Below are 15,862 nucleotides of genomic sequence, written 5' to 3' on the forward strand. Positions count from 1 at the left end.
CAACCCTCACCGCCGACTTGCGAGGATGGCTGCATGCACGACCGCCTGACCCTGAGCGACGTTCCCAAGGACGCCCGTGGCATCGTCCTGATGCTGCACGGGGGCGCCGAGTACAGCCAGCGTCCCGTCGACCACCGCAGCCTCGCGCTGCGGCGTACGCGGGCGATGTTCCGGTCGCTCACCGAACCGCTCAACGACGCCGGGTACGCCGTCGGCCTGCTGCGGTTCGTGGTGAAGGGGTGGAACGCGGAGCCGGGCGGGGTCCCGAGCCCGGTCCGTGACGCCCGCCTGGCGCTGCGCGACCTGCACACCGAGCACCCCGACCTCCCGGTGCTCCTGCTCGGGCACTCGATGGGCGCACGGACGTCGGTGGCTGTGGCGGACGAACCCGGAGTCGTCGGTGTGGTCGGCCTCGCGCCGTGGTTCCCCGCGGACGAACCGATCACCGCGCTGACCGGGAAGCACCTCGTGACCGTCCACGGCAGCCGGGACCGGATCACCAGCCCGAAGGCCTCGCGGATCTTCACCGAGCGGGCAGCCTCGGTGGCTGCTTCGGTGAACTACCTGGCGCTCCCGGGCCGCGGGCACTACATGCTCTCCGGCGCCGGGGACTGGAACAGGATCGCGCTGACCGAGTCGCTGGCGGTCCTGGAGAACGCGACGTGCGCGGCATCACGTCGCGGAGACGAAACCGCCTGAGGCTCCGGTGCGTTCCACCAGGGAGAAGCATTCCCTGAAGAAAGCGCCGCATGTCTGCACCGAAGGACCGTCCCTCCACCAGTTCCGGGGTCTCCGTGACCCAGATCGCCGCCAGCGCCCTGGCCGCCTCCTCGGCTGCGTTCGCAGCGTCCTGGTTGGGCGTCGCCGGCACGATCATCGGTGCTGCCGTGGCGAGCGTGATCGCGACCGTGGGAAGTGCGATGTACACGGCGTCGCTGCGACGCAGCGCCGAGGCGGTCCGGCTGAGCACCGCCCGGTTGGTCCGCGCCAGCGGCGCGGAGTACGGCGCCGCGGTGGCCCAGGACCCCGCCGCGGCCGCTGAGCTCGCGGAGATCGAGGAGACCGATGTGCTCGCTGCTGTCGACCAGGCCGACACCCGGGAGCTGCTCGCCATCGCTCCGGAACCGGAGCGGCTCACCTCCGCGAGGCCGGCATGGCGTCGTACGGCGCTGGCTGCGGCCGCCGTTCTCGGCATCACCCTGGGCACCCTGACCGGGGTCGAGACGATCCTGGGCAAGCCGCTGTCGAGCGTGCTCGGCGGATCCGACTCCACCGGCACCACGATCGGTGCCACGGTCGGCGACCACGGCTCCTCGGACTCCCCTGCGCCGTCCCGGGAGGTCGACAGGCCCACGCCCGCGCCGAGCCAGACGCCGACCGAGTCGTCCACCACGGGCCCGTCCGACGAGCCGTCGGAGGACCCCACCGACGGGCCGACGGCAGAACCGACCACGGAGCCGACCACCGGGCCGAGCGCGGACCCGACGGGAACCCCGACCGCAGACCCGACTGCTACGACGGGGCCGACCCCGACAAGGTGAGCTCGGCGCCTGCCGCACGACGTCCCGGCATGCTCGGCGACCGGGACCGAGACAGGGGCCGGGTCAGCGGCGCTTGTAGGCGTGCACGGCGGAGAACGGACCGGCGACCAGGTCGTCGTACGGGCGCACCCGGACCTTGTACTTCTTGCCCTTCGCGGCGGTGAAACTCTTCCACGCCTTCGTCGAGGAGACCTGCACGGTCTGCCACTTCTTGCCCGGGGCCTTGTACTGGACCTCGTAGTAGTCGGCGTTGGTGACGGGGGCCCAGCTGACGTGGTAGCGCTTGCCGACCTTCACCACCTTGAGCTTCGGCGCCGCCATCTTGTCAGCCAGCGGCGTCCGCTCGACCCGGGTCGACGCCTCTCCCACGACGGATGCAGCGACGGCAGCGACGCGGAACACGTACTTCTGGCCGGCGACCAGTCCTGAGACCGTCGCCGTCGTCACGGTGCCGTCGCTGATCGCGAGGTACTTGACCGAGGTGGACGTGCCGCGCTGCGTCTCGACGAAGTACCCGGCGGCGCCGAGCACACCGGTCCAGGTCAGCGTCACCCGGTGCGGCCCCGCGACCGCGGTGACGCCGGTGACCTTGTCGAGCACGTCGACCGGCGCGGTCGGAGCTGCTGACGCCGTTCCCGCAGGCGTGCCCACGAGGACTGCAGCAAGGACGACGACGGGAAGGAGGAGCGCGCGCGTGCGCCGGCCCGAGAGGAGGAATTGCACCTGCTCACTCTCTCATCTCCGAGGCCGGCATTGGACCGAAAAGCACCACGGCCTCCCGGGTGAGCCGGGAGGCCGTGGTGTGTCTGACTAGCCGATCAGTACTGGTAACCCTGGTCGGTGTCGCCGATGGTGTCGGCGTCCCCTGCGTAGGTCACGTTGTACGTCCCGTGGATGTCCAGCAGCGACTCGTTCCCGAGGTCGAGACCGAGGTCGATGCTGATCACCTGGGTGTCGCACTCGGCGATGCCCTGGGCGTTGGTCAGTGCGTCACAGAGGTGACGCCCCGGCCGTGCCGCACCCGGAGGAGCGTCGAAGCTGATGCTCCGACCCGCCAGCGGGTTGCCGTACCGGTCGACCAGCTTGGCCCGGATCCAGCCCTGCCGCAGCGGGACGTCACCCGGACGGTTGACGTCACCGGCCAGGACCTTGGTCGGTGCCTTGGTGATCACCTGGTTCAGCGCCGCCGAGGTGCTGGCCCCGTGCGACACGTCACCGCTGTAGGTGGCCTTGATCGCGTGGGAACCCGCGTGCAGGTCGGCGACAGCGAGGACGGCCTGTCCACCGTCGCCCACCGGAGCCGTGCCCAGGACGGTCGAACCCTCCTTGAAGGTGACCGTGCCGGTCGGAGTGCCGGCCGAGGTGTTGACGGTCGCCGTGAGGTTCACGACGTCGCCGTAGACGGCCGGGTTGTTGGCCGACGTGATACCGGTGACGGTCGGGATCTGTCCAACGACCTGGGTGGTGGACCCGGTCTGGCCGTTGAAGTTGAAGTTGCCGACGTACTTGGCCGTCAGCGCGTGGGTACCCGCGCTCAGGCCAGCCGTCGTGAACGTCGCCACGGAGGTGTTCGCAGCGGACTGCTGCACGAGGCTGGTCGCTCCGACGAGCTCGTCACCCTCCCAGATCTGCACGACGCCGGTCGGCTTGCCGGTGGCCGGCGCCACGGACTTGACCGTCGTGGTGACGGTCACCGTGTCGCCGTATGCCGACGGGCTCGGGCCGGAGACCACCGTCAGGGACGTGTTGCCCTTGGTGATGTTCTGACCGGTGCCCTGCGCCAGCACGCCGGAGCTGCCGACGAAGTTGGCGTCACCCTGGTAGTTGGTGGTGATCGTGTACGTGCCCGGCGTCAGCGACGCGAAGTTCGGGCTCGTCACGACACCGTCCACCAGCGGGTAGGACCCACCGAGGTTGGCACCGTTCACAAAGAACCGGACCGTACCCGTCGGGACGCCGGCACCCGGCGCGACCGGGCTCACCGTGGCGGTGAACTGGACGCCCTCACCGTTGGCAGCCGGGTTCTGCGAGGACGTGATCGACGTCGTCGTCTGAGCCCGGGTGACCGTCTGCGCGGTGTTCCCGACGCTTCCGTTGAAGGAGTCGTCACCGCTGTAGGTCGCCGTGATCGCGTGCGAGCCGACGCTCAGGTTCGACACGGTGATCGAGGCCTGCTCACCGGTCGATGCGCTGACCGGCTCGGACCCGATCGTGGTCGCGCCGTCCTTGAACACGATCGTTCCGGACGGAGCACCCGCACCCGGCGCGAGCACCGAGACGTTGGCGGTGAAGGTGATCGGCTGACCGAACACGGCCGGCTGCGCGGAGCTGGTCACGACGGTCTTCGTCGCAGCCTTGTTGACGTCGTGGTTGACCACGGCGGACGCGCTGGTGAAGAAGTTCAGGTCCGTCGAGGAGTACACGGCCTTGAAGGTGTGCGCGCCCACGGCCAGGCTGCTGGTCGTGAAGTCCGCTTCACCACCCGAGGTCGCGACGAAGGCAGCCGGAGCGGCGGCGCCGTCCACGTAGAAGGCGATGAAACCTTCCGGGTTGCCCGTGGCCGGAGCGTTCGGGGTGACCTCCGCGTGCAGCGTGACCGCCTGCCCGAAGACCGACGGGCTCGGGCTGGCCGAGAGCGAGGTCGTCGTCAGGGCGGGGTTGATCGCCTGGTTCAGCGAGTCCGTCTGACCGGAGAAGTTGTCGTCACCCACGTAGTTGGCCGTGATCACGTGCGGCGAGAAGTCGCTCGTGACCTGCAGGTTGGCGACCGGCGAAACGGCCTGCCCACCGACCAGGTTGACGGGCGAACCGAGGTTCACCCCGTCGATCGCGAACTGCACCGCACCAGTCGGGTTACCTGCGCCCGGAGCCACCGGAGCGACGACCGCGGTGTAGGTGATCGGCTGGCCCGAGAACGCCGGGTTCGCCGACGACGTCAGGTCCAGGGTGGTGTCGGCCTTGCCGACGCCGTGTGTCAGTGTGGCCGAGCTGCTCGCTGCGAAGTCGGCGTTGCCGTTGTAGACCGCGTACACGTCGTGGTTCGCGACGGTCAGGTTGCTGATCGTCACCTGCGCGTTGTCGCCGGCGCCCAGCGGCACCGCGGTACCGAACGGGTCGTTGTCGACGTAGAACTGCACGCCGCCGGCCAGGGTGCCGACGCCCGGGGACACGATGTCCACGTGGGCCTTGAAGGTCACGGCCTGACCACTCACGGTCGAGCCCGACGGCGTGTCGGTGATCGTGGTGGTGGTCTCGGCCTTGTTCACGACCTGGGTCTTGGTAGCGGCCGAGCTGCCGAGGTGGTCGCTACTGCCGCTGTAGACCGCACCGATGGTGTGGTTGCCGGTGCTCAGGCTCGAGGTCGAGACCGAGTTGGCGGTGCCGCCCGACAGCGCCACCGGGGCACCAAAGTTGTTCCCGTCGACGGTGAACTGGACGGTCCCGGTCGGCGCAGTGGCCAGACCGTTGGTGCTCGCCACCGTGGCGCTGAAGCTGGTCGACTGACCATGCACGACCGTCGCCGGCTGGGCCAGCGTCGTCGAGGTCGAGTTCTTCGTGACGTCGAACTGACGCGAGGTCGAGCTGCCCTTCAGGAACGACGTCGCGGCGAAGGACGCCGAGATGGTCGTCGTCCGCGGGGCACCGTTGAGCGGCAGGTTCGCGGTCGCGACACCAGAGGCGTTCGTGGTCGCGTTGACCGAGGTACCACCGCCGAGCGCGAAGGTGACCGTGGCGCCGGCGACCGCCGGGTTGGCCGCGTTCGGGTCGGTCAAGGTCGCTGACACGGGGACGCTGGTGTTCTGCGCACCACTGCTCGGAGGCGAGTTGAAGACGATGTCGGTGATGTTGTCGATGACGATCGGGGTGTTGATCGTCGTGTTGGACGTGGAGCAGATGATCGTGCCGGAACGGCGCTGCTCCTCGGAACGGACCGTGTACGCGCCGTTAGGGTAGTTCTGGCTGGTCAGCGTGGTGGTGAAGCCGTTGACCGCGTTGGACTGGGCGCTCGAGAACACGGTGACGTTGGCCGCGTTGATCAAGCGGTGCGTCGTCCGGGACGCGTTGCCGTTGATGCAGAGCGAACCGTCGCCGAGTGCGGACGTCGTGATCGCGAAGTTGCCGCGAACGACCTGGTTGTTGGTCGGGGTGCTGGTTGCTGCTTGCACCGACGATGCTGCTACGAGGGTGAGTCCGAGACCCACCCCGAGGGCGGCTACGGCCGCCGTCAGCTTGCGCATTGGGTTACGCACGATTGGCCTTTCCTTCTCCAGGGCGACCCTGGCATTCCGTCTCCCGGGGGCTCGCGCCCCCGGGAGAGCTGGGAGTGAGGGGTTGGAGGATTACTTGAGGATGGTGCCCTGCACCGTGGACGGGTTGTAGTTCCCGTCCCCGGCGTAGGACGCCTTGAAGCCGAGCAGCGTCAGCGTGAGCAGCTGCGGCAGCGCGTTGCAGGTCGCCAGTCCGTTGGCATCGGTGTACGAGGTGCACACCGTGGCCGTACCGATCGTGAACTTCACCGGCGCACCGACGACCGGGCCGTTGGCCGAGGTCAGGGTGGCCTGCAGGTGACCCAGCGGGACCTGGAGCGGAACCAGGTTCACCAGGGCGCCTCGCGCGGTGATGGTGGTGTTCAGCTTGTTCACCGTGACCGTCTGGGCCGACGAGACGCTTCCGGAGAAGCCCGCCGAACCGGAGTAGGTCGCGGTGATCGAGTGCGTTCCACCCTGCAGGTTGCTCACCGAGAGCACAGCCTTGCCGTTGGTGCCGTTCGCACCCACCGCAGACGTCCCCAGGACGGTGCTGCCGTCCTTGAAGGTCACCGTGCCGGTCGGGGCGCCGAGGGCGGTCGCGGCCGGCGTGACGGTCGCCATCAGGGCAACCGTCTGGCCGAAGTTGACCGTGCTCGGGGCGGCGACCAGTGCGGTCGTCGTGCCCACCTTGCCCACGTTCTGCGTGGTCGAGGCCAGAGCCGGAGCGAAGTGCGCGCTGCCGGAGTAGTCGGCCGTGACCGTGTGGGTGCCCGGCGTCAGGTTCGACACCGCGTTGCTGGTCGCCTCGCCGTCGCCGTCCAGCGCGACAGCTCCGCCGACGGCGACACCGTCCACGCGGAACTGGACGTGACCGTCAGGGTTGCCGATGCCGTCGACCGGGGTGGTCGCCTTGGCCTTGAACGTCACGGCCTGGCCGTAGTTGCTCGAGGCGTTGGACGAGGTCACCGTGAGACCGACGCTGGCGTCCTCGACAGACTGGGCGAGGAAGTCACCGCCGTTGCCCCAACCCGGGCTGCCGATGAACGCGGCGATGACCGTGTGGTCACCCGGCTCCGGCGACGCGACCAGCGGGCTGGTGGCGGTGCCGTCGGGACCGACCTCGACCGGGATACCGACGTCGGTGCCGTCGATCGAGAACTGGACCGCACCCTCGGGGACGTCGCCGGCGCCGTCGGGGCCGTCGTTGACCTCGTCGTCGTCGACCACCGTGGCGGTGAAGGACACGAACTCGCCGTACACCGACGGGTTCTGCGAGGAGACCACGGTGGTCTTGGTGGCCACGATCGCGGCGCCCTCGATCACGGTGTGGTTCTTGCCGGGCGAGACGCTGCCGTTGTAGTCGTCGTCACCGTCGTAGGTCGCCACGATCGTGTGGGTCCCGGGGGCCAGCGTCGAGATCTGCAGCGTGGCGGCGGCACCACCCGAGGACGGGTTCAGCGGGGCCGAGCCGATCGGGTCGCCGTCCGCGGTGAAGCTGACCAGGCCGGTCGCAGCACCGCCACCCGGCGCGACAGCGCCGACGTTCGCGGTGATGTTCACGTTCTGGTCCTCCGAGGACGGGGACGGCGAGATGGTCACCACGGTGGCGGTGTCCGCCTTCGTGACCGACTGCGACAGGGTGTCGTTGCCGGTCTTGTAGTTGGAGCTGCCGCTGTACGCGACGGCGACCGTGTGGTTGCCCGCCTTCAGCGACGTCACCGGGTCGAAGTTCGCGACCCCACCGACGAGCGCCACCGGCGCACCGACGTTGTTGCCGTCGACGACCAGCTGCACGGTGCCGTCCGGGAGACCCGCACCCGGGGCCACTGCCGCGACGCTGACGCCGAAGTCGACAGCCTCACCGGTGACCGTCGAGCTGTCCGACGTGGTCGCGGTGACCGTGACGTCCGCCTTGGCGACGTTGAGCGAGCCCGGCGAGGAGTTCGCGCTGTTGTACTCGTCGTCACCGGAGTACGACGCCGTGATGCTGTGCGCGCCGACCGGGATGTCGGTCACGACGATCGAGGCGTCACCCGAGCCGTTCACCGGGGCGGACCCGTAGACGGTGCCGCCCTCCTTGAAGGTGACCGTGCCGGTCGGGTTGCCCGAGCCGGAGGTCGTCGTGATGTGCGACGACAGGGTCACGCCCTGGCCGTAGACGGTGCTGTTCGGGGTGACCGACAGCGAGGCCGTCGAGCCGAGCAGCGGGACGCGGATGCGGAACGGGACGGTCGGCGAGGAGCTGGTGCCGAACAGCGCCGACCCGTTGTAGACCGCCTGCACGGTGTGGTTGCCCAGCCCGATCGCGCCGGTGTTGTTCACCGTGACGCTCGCGGTGTTGCCGGACACGGCCACCGGACCGCCGAGGGCGGCACCGTTGACCAGGAACTGCACCGTGCCACCCGGGTTCGACCCGACGACCGGGGTGATCGTGGCGTCGAAGGTGATCGGGTCACCGATGGTGACCGTGCTGTTCGACGGCGCGACCGTCGTCGTGGTCGGGTTGACCAGGACGCTGAACGGCGCCGAGGTGCTGGCCGCGGCGAAGTTGCTCGAGCCGGGCACCGAGGCGGTGATCGTCGCGGCCCGGACCGGGCCGTTCAGCGGCAGGCTCGCCGAAGCGACGCCCGAGCCGTTGGTCACGGCGCTCACCGAGCCACCGCCGCTGAGGGCGAAGGTGACCGTACGCCCGGCGGCACTGCCACCGGCGAGGTTGGTGAGCTGGGCCGACACGTTCGCCGAGCCGGCGTTCGGGCCGGAGGTCGCTCCGGTGTAGCTGATGCTCGAGCAGTCGACCGGCGTGACGACCACGGTGCTGGCACCGGTGGCGGTCGTCGCCGAGCTGATGACCTCGATGCCCCAGCTGGCGCGTGCGGTGCCGTTCGGACCGCTGTTGCGGTTCTGCAGGTCGCTCTCACTTGGAGCGGTCAGGTTGACCGAGTAAGCACCGTTGACCCCGGTGGTGGTCGTCGCCTGGACGTACTCACCCGGGTTGGTGCCGCCGTTCTTCTGCGACTTGTCGATGCGGACCGTCACCGGGACGCCGGCCTGGTTGGTGCTCAGGTTGCCCGAGACCGTGATCGGCGAACCGGCGCAGGTCAGGGACGGCGTCGTGGTCGCCGAGAACTGAGCACCGCCCGGCAGGGAGGCCGACTGGAGGTTGCGGGTGAGGGTGATCGAGCCGCCGTCGAGGGGCAGGACGAGGATCTCCTTGGCCTGGTTCCGGTGCGTGACGCTCCACCAGGACTGGTCGGACATGGTGTTGTCCGCGTTGACCGCGGTGACCTTCTTGGTGTTGAGGTTCGACGCGATCGGCACGGTGATCGTTTCCGCAGTCACGGCCGTGTTGGGAGCGCTGAAGACCATCGTGTCCGGCCCGAACGGCGAGTTGCCCGTGCCGCCCAGCGAGCCGGCGTCGTAGGAGAAGCCGCCCTCGTAGTCGACGTTGGTGTTGGTGTCCCACTTGTCGCCGACGTTCAGCGGGAAGTTGTGCACCTTCCACGTCTGGTCGCGCGGGGTGAGCGACAGGTTGATGTCCGCGACGATTCCCGTGGAGATGATCGCGATGGACGCGGTCGCGTTCAGGTGCTGCTGCTGGTTCTCCTGCAGCAGCGCGAGGTCGGCGACCCGGACGTACCGGGTGCCGCTGACGTTGCCCGAGAAATTCTTGAGCGTCGCGTTACCGACATCGGGGACTGCGACGGTTCCGCTGCCGTTGTTGATGGTGCCGGAGAGATTCAGCTTGTAGGCGTCCTGACCGCGGAACGTCTCACGACCCGCCACCGTGTAGGTCGCGGTCTCGTTGATGGTGACGTCCGTGCCTTCGGCGACGTAGCGGAAGGAGGTCTGGTAGGTCCAGCTCCACCCGTTGTTCCACGCCGGGACGTCGTCGCCCGACGCCTGGACTGCGTTGGCAGGCGCGGCGCCGACGGCGACCAGCGCTGCTGCGCAGAGAGAGAAGACGGCGATCAGACCGGTGAGGCCGCGACGCGCGCGGCCCTTCGGTCGGTCGCTCGTGTGTACGCGTGCGCGCATTACAGAACCCCTGTTCCACGATGAGATGGCGCTGTGGGAGGTCAGCACCGAAACGTGTTCTAGCAGCAAAGATGTGACGTGCGCTACGGGTTGGTAACAAGTACCTGATATGTCCGGTTTCGTAATGGACCAGTACCAGACCACCTGAAGTCCGGGCGTAACTCCCGCAGCGGTGTGACGTGCGGAACAGATTTATCGGCTTGGCGGGAATGACCCGCGCCTCTACTCTGTTGATGAAACGAAACCGTTCCGTTTCATCCATCACCGAGCAGGAGAGCCGCCATGTCGCTTCGCGCAGCGAGCCGCCCTCGCGTCGAAGGAGAGCGCGAGGACGAGATCCTCGACGCGACCGTCGAGCTGCTCATCGAGGCCGGGTACGACCGGCTGACCATGGACGCGGTCGCCAAGAAGGCCCGGGCCAGCAAGGCCACCCTCTACCGCCGCTGGGAGACCAAGGCGAGCCTGGTGGTCGAGGCGCTCATCCGCGCCAAGCAGTCCCCGCACATCGGCGACCACGACACCGGCAGCCTGCGCGGTGACCTGCTCTCCACCTTCTGCGGCAACGAGGGCATCAACGAGTCCGCCACCCAGGTGATGGGCTCGGTCATCACCGCTCTCTCGACCGACCCGGAGTTCGCCGAGCAGTTCCGGGAGAAGTTCATCGCTCCGAAGGTCGCCGTCACGCACGCGATCTACGAGCGTGCGCAGCAGCGCGGAGAGGTCGCCGCCGACATCGACCTCGAGGTCATCGGGCCTGCACTGGCAGGGATCCTCCTGCACCGCACGTTCATCCTCGGCATCCCCCCGGACGACGCCACCATCGAGCGCGTCGTCGACCACGTCATCCTGCCCGCCGTTCAGCACCCCTCGTGCGACGGGCCCCTGGGACGCACAGCCGCGTCCACCCACCCGCCCGCTAACAAGAAGGCAAGGAACACCCCATGACCGACACCACGATCGCCGACCCCACCGGGCCGGCCGAACCCGCCATCCCGGTGGTCATCCCGGGAGAGACGGACGAGATCGCCGAGCCGGGGACGCACAAGCACCTCGGTTGGGCGCTCGTCCTCATCTGCATGGCGCAGCTGATGGTCGTGCTCGACAGCACGATCGCCAACATCGCGCTCCCCTTCATCGGCAGCGACCTCGACATCAGCCGGGCGAACCTGCAGTGGATCGTCACCGGCTACGCACTCGCCTTCGGTGGCCTGCTGCTCCTCGGCGGTCGCCTCGGTGACCTCTACGGCCGTCGCCGCATCTTCGTCCTGGGCCTGACGCTGTTCGCCGTCGCCAGCGGCCTGGGCGGTCTCGCCCAGAACGAGGCGATGCTGCTCGCGTCCCGCGGTCTCCAGGGTCTCGGTGCCGCGCTCGCTGCTCCCGCCGCGCTCGCGCTGATCACCACCACCTTCCCCGCCGGCCCCAAGCGCAACCAGGCCTTCTCGGTGTACGCCGCGATGTCGGGTGTCGGCGCCGCGATCGGTCTGCTGCTCGGCGGATGGCTCACCGGCCTCACCCCGCTGGACGTCGACGGCTGGCGCCTGACGTTCCTCATCAACGTGCCGATCGGCCTGGTGGCCGCGTTCGCCGCTCCGCGCCTTCTCGCCGAGTCGGAGTCGCGCCCCGGCCAGCTCGACCTTCCGGGTGCCGTCACCGGAACCCTCGGTCTGGTCTCCCTGGTCTACGGCATCACCCGCGCCGGCGAGGCGCAGTACGGCTGGGACGACGGCGGCACCATCGGCTTCATCGCTGCAGGTCTCGCCCTGCTGGTCGCCTTCGTGCTGATCGAGCGTCGCGTGGCACACCCGCTGCTGCCGCTGCGGATCCTCACCAACAAGACCCGGGCGACCGCGTTCATCGCGATGATGATCGTGCCCGCGGCGATGTTCGCGATGTTCTTCTTCCTCAGCCAGTTCGTCCAGGACGTCATGGGCTACAGCCCGCTCGAGGCCGGTCTGTCGTTCCTGCCCTTCCCGTTCGCGATGGTGTTCGGCGCGATGATCAGCTCGCAGCTGATGAGCAGGATCGACCCGCGCTTCCTGGCCGGGACCGGCACGGCGCTCGCCGGCGTCGCGCTGCTGATGTTCCACCGCCTCACCGTCGACGACTCAGCGGGCAACATCCTCAACCTGGCGGCCAACGCCAAGGGTGGCGACGTGTTCCTCGGCGACACCATTAACTACTGGACGAGCATCTTCCCGTTCATCGCGCTGATGGCGTTCGGCATGAGCCTGACGTTCATCCCGCTGACGCTGGCTGCCGTGCACCACGTCGACGAGCAGGACTCGGGTATCGGCTCGGGTGTGCTCAACACGATGCAGCAGGTCGGCGGCGCTCTGGGTCTCGCGACCCTGGCGACGATCGCGACGCACTACATCACCGAGAAGGCGACCAGCCTCGGCGACGGCATCGGCAAGCTCGCCGCTGCCAGCGGCGGTGGCGGCGGCGTTACCGGTGGTCCGAACAAGACGGTCGAGTCGCTCGTCGGGCAGGCGGCCTTCACCAGTGGCGGTACGCAGGCCTTCCTCGTCGGCGCGTTCATGATCTGGGCGGCCTCGGCCATCCTCTGGATCTTCCTGAGCGTCAGCCACGAGGAGATGGCGACCGACAGCGCGACCCCGGTGGCCGCGCACTGATCAGCTCTTCGTACTGAGCGCGGAGGCGCTGGCCCGGACAAGGGCCAGCGCCTCTCGCGCATAAGAAGGAGTGGCTCCGGCCAGCCCGCAGCCCGGGGTGAGCACGAGCCGCCCGGGCAGGTCGTTCGGGTCGAAGCCCAGCATGTCGAGGGCGCGGACCACCCGGTCGACGACCTGCTTCTTCGACGGCGTGCTGGGCGGGTCGGTGCCGGGCACGACGCCGAGCAGGACCGTGGCCCCGTCCTCGACGGCGGCACCGAGCTCGTCGTAGTTCGCCGCCGTGAGCACGGCGAGATCCAACGAGACTCCCTCGGCACCGGCTCCCCGCAGCAACCCGATCGGGATGTCTCCCGCGCAGCAGTGCGCGACGCTCGCGGCGCCTGATTCCCTGACAGAGGTGAAGATCTCCGCCAGCGCGGCCGAGGCCTCCGGCGGGTGCACGGCCCGGTGCCGGGAGAACCCGGACGCCGTCGGCAGGCTGCCTGCCAGCACCGCGGGCAGAGCCGGCTCGTCGACCTGGACGACCAGGCGCGCACCCGGGACCCGACGCGCAACGTCGCGCAGGTGCACCCTGACCCCCTCGGCGAGTGCTTGCGCGACCTCGCGGCGAGCGCCGTGGTCGGCGACGAGCAGGTCGCCGCGCGGACGCTCGACGGTCGCGGCCAGGGTCCAGGGTCCGGCGAGCTGCAGCTTGAGCTCACCCTCGTACCCCTGCAGGACCTCCTCGGTCGAGTCGAGGTCCTGGGCCAGCAACGACCGCGCCCGTCGGTGGTCGATGCCGGACGCGTCGGTCAGCCGCCAGCCGGCGGGCTGCAGGTCGAAGCCGAGGTCGGCGACCACTGCCAGCGTGCGCCCGGTCATCCCGGCGGTGACCCCGCGGGCGGGCAGCTCGGGCAGGTGGGGCAGGTCGGGGAGGGAGTCGATCACCACCCGGAGGCTCTCGGCGAAGTCCTCGCCGGGCATCGACCCGATCCCGCTGGCGAGGATGCTCTGCGTGACCACGGACCGAGGTTACTGGGCGCCGATCGCACCTCGACCAATCCGTCCTGCACCGGGCTCCGAATCCCCTGCATGAAGCGACCGTCACGCTCGACCCTCACGTCAGCCGTGCAGCGCCTCCGCACGTACTCGCCGTACGCGCTGGCGGGCGTGCTCGCGGCCAGTGCAGCCGTGGCCGTCGCCCACCTCGTCGCGAGCCTGCTCAACCCGCAGTCCTCCCCCGTGCTGGCCGTCGGCTCGAAGGTGATCGACTCGACGCCGACGCCGGTCAAGGTGTGGGCCATCGAGAAGTTCGGCAGTGCCGACAAGGTGATCCTCATCGGCAGCGTGCTGGCGGGCACGCTCGTCCTGGCCGCGGTCGCGGGCATCCTGGCGCGCAAGCGGCCAGCCGTCGGCATCGGCCTCACCGTCTTCCTCGTCGGCCTCGCCGGCGCAGCGGCCCTGACCCGTCCGCAGGTCGAGCTGCTCGATGTCGTCCCGGCCCTCGTGGCCGCAGTCCTGGGACCGCTGTCGCTCTGGTGGCTGGTCCGGGCGTTGGGGGCCCTGGAGGGACCCTCGACGGCCTCTGACGCTGAGCCCGGCAGCTCGCGTCGAGGCTTCCTGATCGGCTCCGGTGGGCTGCTGCTCGGCGGTGCAGCGGCCGCCGGAGCCGGTCAGTGGATCTACAAGTCGCGCTCGTCGCTGTCGAACATCGACCTGCCGCAAGCAGCGAAGACCCTGCCGGCACTGCCGGACGGCCTGGAGGTCGCCCACCCGGGCATCTCCTCGCTGACGACGCCGAACGGCAAGTTCTACCGGGTCGACACCAAGCTGTCGGTCCCGATCGTCGACCAGAACAGCTGGAGCCTGAAGGTCGACGGCATGGTCGACAAGGAGCTCGAGTTCAGCTACGACGACCTGCGCGACATGATGCTCGAGGAGTTCGACATCACGATGACCTGCGTCTCGAACGAGGTCGGCGGCAAGTACATCGGAGCCGCTCGCTGGACCGGTGTCCCGCTGTCCAAGATCCTCGACGAGGCCGGCATCTCCGAGAAGTCCGACCAGCTGATCGGCACCGACGTCGACGGCTTCAAGATCGGTACGCCGATGAAGGCGCTGCGGGACGGCCGCCAGGCGATCATCGCCCTCGGGATGAACGGCAAGATCCTCCCGCGCGAGCACGGCTTCCCGGCCCGCATGGTCGTGCCCGGCCTCTACGGGTACGTGAGCGCCACCAAGTGGCTCACCCGCCTGACCGCGACGACCTTCGCCGACGACAAGTCCTACTGGACCGAGCGCGACTGGGCGACCGACGGCCCCATCAAGATCTCGAGCAGGATCGACACGCCCAAGGGTCTCAGCGCGATCGACCCCGGCAGGGTCGCGATCGGCGGCGTCGCCTGGGCCCAGAACGAGGGCATCGAGCGCGTCGAGGTGCGCATCGACGGCGGTGCGTGGCAGGAGGCCGAGCTCGGCCCCGACGTCGGCATCAACTACTGGCGGCAGTGGTATCTGCCGTGGGACGCGAAGTCCGGTTCCCACCAGGTCGCCGTGCGCGCGTTCGGCATGAACGGCACCGAGCAGACGGCCGTGCGCAAGGCGACGTTCCCCGACGGCTCGAGCGGCATCCAGCAGATCGTCGTCCAGGTCGCCTGACCCCAAAAAGTTTGCAACAACGCCAATCCGGTCCCGGTGCGGCGCCGAACAACTCACACGAGCGAGGCCCCGGCCAAGGGGGCCTCACAACGAAAGGCTCATCCCATGACCACCTCCCTCCTCCGTCGCACGAGCGCCGTGGCTGCGGTCACGCTGGCCCTGTCCTTCGGTCTGGCTGCATGTGGCAGCGATGACGACAAGGACAGCGACGCCAAGGCGAGCGACAACAGCTCGAAGATGTCGGACGACGCCGGCGCGGACACCTTCGGCCCGGGCTGCAAGCTGATCCCCGCCGACGGTGCCGGCTCGTTCAACGGCATGGCCACCGCCCCGGTCGCCACCGCCGCGAGCGCCAACCCGCTGCTGAAGACCCTGGTCGCCGCGGTCACCGCCGCCGACCTGGTCGACACCCTGAACAGCGCCGACGCCCTGACCGTCTTCGCCCCGACCGACGACGCGTTCAAGAAGATCCCGGAGAAGGACCTCAACGGCATCCTCGCCGACAAGGCCCTGCTCACCAAGATCCTGACCCACCACGTCGTTGCCGGCCAGCTGTCCCCGGACGAGCTCGCGGGCGAGCACGAGACGCTGGCGAAGGACACCATCACCGTCGAGGGCTCGGGCGACAGCTTCACCGTCGACAACGGCGAGACCCCGGCTGCTGTCCTCTGCGGCAACATCCCCACCGCGAACGCCACGGTCTACGTGATCGACAGCGTTCTCACCCCGGCTGCCTGATCTCTACACTGATCACAAGCTCACGACA

General features: G+C 69.1%; 10 protein-coding genes. 6 read left to right on the plus strand and 4 right to left on the minus strand.

Annotated elements, in window-relative coordinates; translation table 11 throughout:
- Window positions 1–33 precede the first annotated feature (33 nt).
- Complete coding sequence (locus ABIE44_RS02800) at window positions 34–699, plus strand: alpha/beta hydrolase (protein ID WP_209722459.1); 666 nt, start codon at window positions 34–36, stop codon at window positions 697–699.
- A 50-nt stretch (window positions 700–749) separates the two neighbouring features.
- Window positions 750–1,541 (plus strand): hypothetical protein, encoded by a 792-nt coding sequence (locus tag ABIE44_RS02805; protein ID WP_209722456.1) that lies wholly within the window; start codon window positions 750–752, stop codon window positions 1,539–1,541.
- Between the two features lie 63 nt (window positions 1,542–1,604).
- Here ABIE44_RS02805 and ABIE44_RS02810 read toward each other — a convergent pair whose 3' ends face one another.
- The 3 genes from ABIE44_RS02810 to ABIE44_RS02820 all read right to left on the minus strand — a co-directional run bounded on the left by ABIE44_RS02810 (window position 1,605) and on the right by ABIE44_RS02820 (window position 9,826).
- Complete coding sequence (locus ABIE44_RS02810; protein ID WP_209722453.1) at window positions 1,605–2,264, minus strand: fibronectin type III domain-containing protein; 660 nt, start codon at window positions 2,262–2,264, stop codon at window positions 1,605–1,607.
- A gap of 95 nt (window positions 2,265–2,359) precedes the next feature.
- On the minus strand, window positions 2,360–5,791 hold the full coding sequence (locus ABIE44_RS02815; RefSeq protein ID WP_209722450.1) for a beta strand repeat-containing protein: 3,432 nt from the start codon (window positions 5,789–5,791) through the stop codon (window positions 2,360–2,362).
- Window positions 5,792–5,881: 90 nt separating this feature from the next.
- Complete coding sequence (locus ABIE44_RS02820) at window positions 5,882–9,826, minus strand: beta strand repeat-containing protein (RefSeq protein WP_209722447.1); 3,945 nt, start codon at window positions 9,824–9,826, stop codon at window positions 5,882–5,884.
- Window positions 9,827–10,108: 282 nt separating this feature from the next.
- On the opposite strand from ABIE44_RS02820, the gene ABIE44_RS02825 reads away from it, so the two are divergent.
- Window positions 10,109–10,771, plus strand: coding sequence for a TetR/AcrR family transcriptional regulator (locus ABIE44_RS02825; protein WP_209722444.1), 663 nt, complete (start codon window positions 10,109–10,111; stop codon window positions 10,769–10,771).
- A complete protein-coding gene (locus ABIE44_RS02830) occupies window positions 10,768–12,459 on the plus strand; it encodes an MFS transporter (RefSeq protein WP_209722441.1) in 1,692 nt (563 codons plus the stop codon). The genes ABIE44_RS02825 and ABIE44_RS02830 overlap by 4 nt, the downstream gene beginning before the upstream one ends.
- Here the strand turns inward: ABIE44_RS02830 and ABIE44_RS02835 are convergent, their stop codons facing one another.
- Entirely contained in the window at window positions 12,460–13,461 is a 1,002-nt protein-coding gene (locus ABIE44_RS02835) for a uroporphyrinogen decarboxylase/cobalamine-independent methonine synthase family protein (RefSeq protein ID WP_354437795.1), read from the minus strand. It lies immediately after the preceding gene.
- 69 nt (window positions 13,462–13,530) lie between these two features.
- Between ABIE44_RS02835 and ABIE44_RS02840 the strand changes: the two genes are divergently transcribed.
- Together ABIE44_RS02840 and ABIE44_RS02845 are read left to right on the plus strand one after the other, a co-directional pair.
- On the plus strand, window positions 13,531–15,096 hold the full coding sequence (locus tag ABIE44_RS02840; protein WP_209722438.1) for a molybdopterin-dependent oxidoreductase: 1,566 nt from the start codon (window positions 13,531–13,533) through the stop codon (window positions 15,094–15,096).
- Between the two features lie 105 nt (window positions 15,097–15,201).
- A complete protein-coding gene (locus tag ABIE44_RS02845; protein WP_209722435.1) occupies window positions 15,202–15,834 on the plus strand; it encodes a fasciclin domain-containing protein in 633 nt (210 codons plus the stop codon).
- The last annotated feature ends 28 nt before the right edge of the window (window positions 15,835–15,862 follow it).

This window comes from Marmoricola sp. OAE513, assembly GCF_040546585.1.
In the GTDB taxonomy this organism is placed as follows: domain Bacteria; phylum Actinomycetota; class Actinomycetes; order Propionibacteriales; family Nocardioidaceae; genus Marmoricola.

What these genes read in the sequence shown, in the direction of transcription:
- ABIE44_RS02825 (WP_209722444.1), top strand. Translation starts at nt 10,109, where the DNA reads ATGTCGCTTCGCGCAGCGAGCCGCCCTCGCGTCGAAGGAGAGCGCGAG.
- ABIE44_RS02845 (WP_209722435.1), top strand. Translation starts at nt 15,202, where the DNA reads ATGACCACCTCCCTCCTCCGTCGCACGAGCGCCGTGGCTGCGGTCACG.
- ABIE44_RS02840 (WP_209722438.1), top strand. Translation starts at nt 13,531, where the DNA reads ATGAAGCGACCGTCACGCTCGACCCTCACGTCAGCCGTGCAGCGCCTC.
- ABIE44_RS02800 (WP_209722459.1), top strand. Translation starts at nt 34, where the DNA reads ATGCACGACCGCCTGACCCTGAGCGACGTTCCCAAGGACGCCCGTGGC.
- ABIE44_RS02805 (WP_209722456.1), top strand. Translation starts at nt 750, where the DNA reads ATGTCTGCACCGAAGGACCGTCCCTCCACCAGTTCCGGGGTCTCCGTG.
- ABIE44_RS02820 (WP_209722447.1), bottom strand. Translation starts at nt 9,826, where the DNA reads ATGCGCGCACGCGTACACACGAGCGACCGACCGAAGGGCCGCGCGCGT.
- ABIE44_RS02830 (WP_209722441.1), top strand. Translation starts at nt 10,768, where the DNA reads ATGACCGACACCACGATCGCCGACCCCACCGGGCCGGCCGAACCCGCC.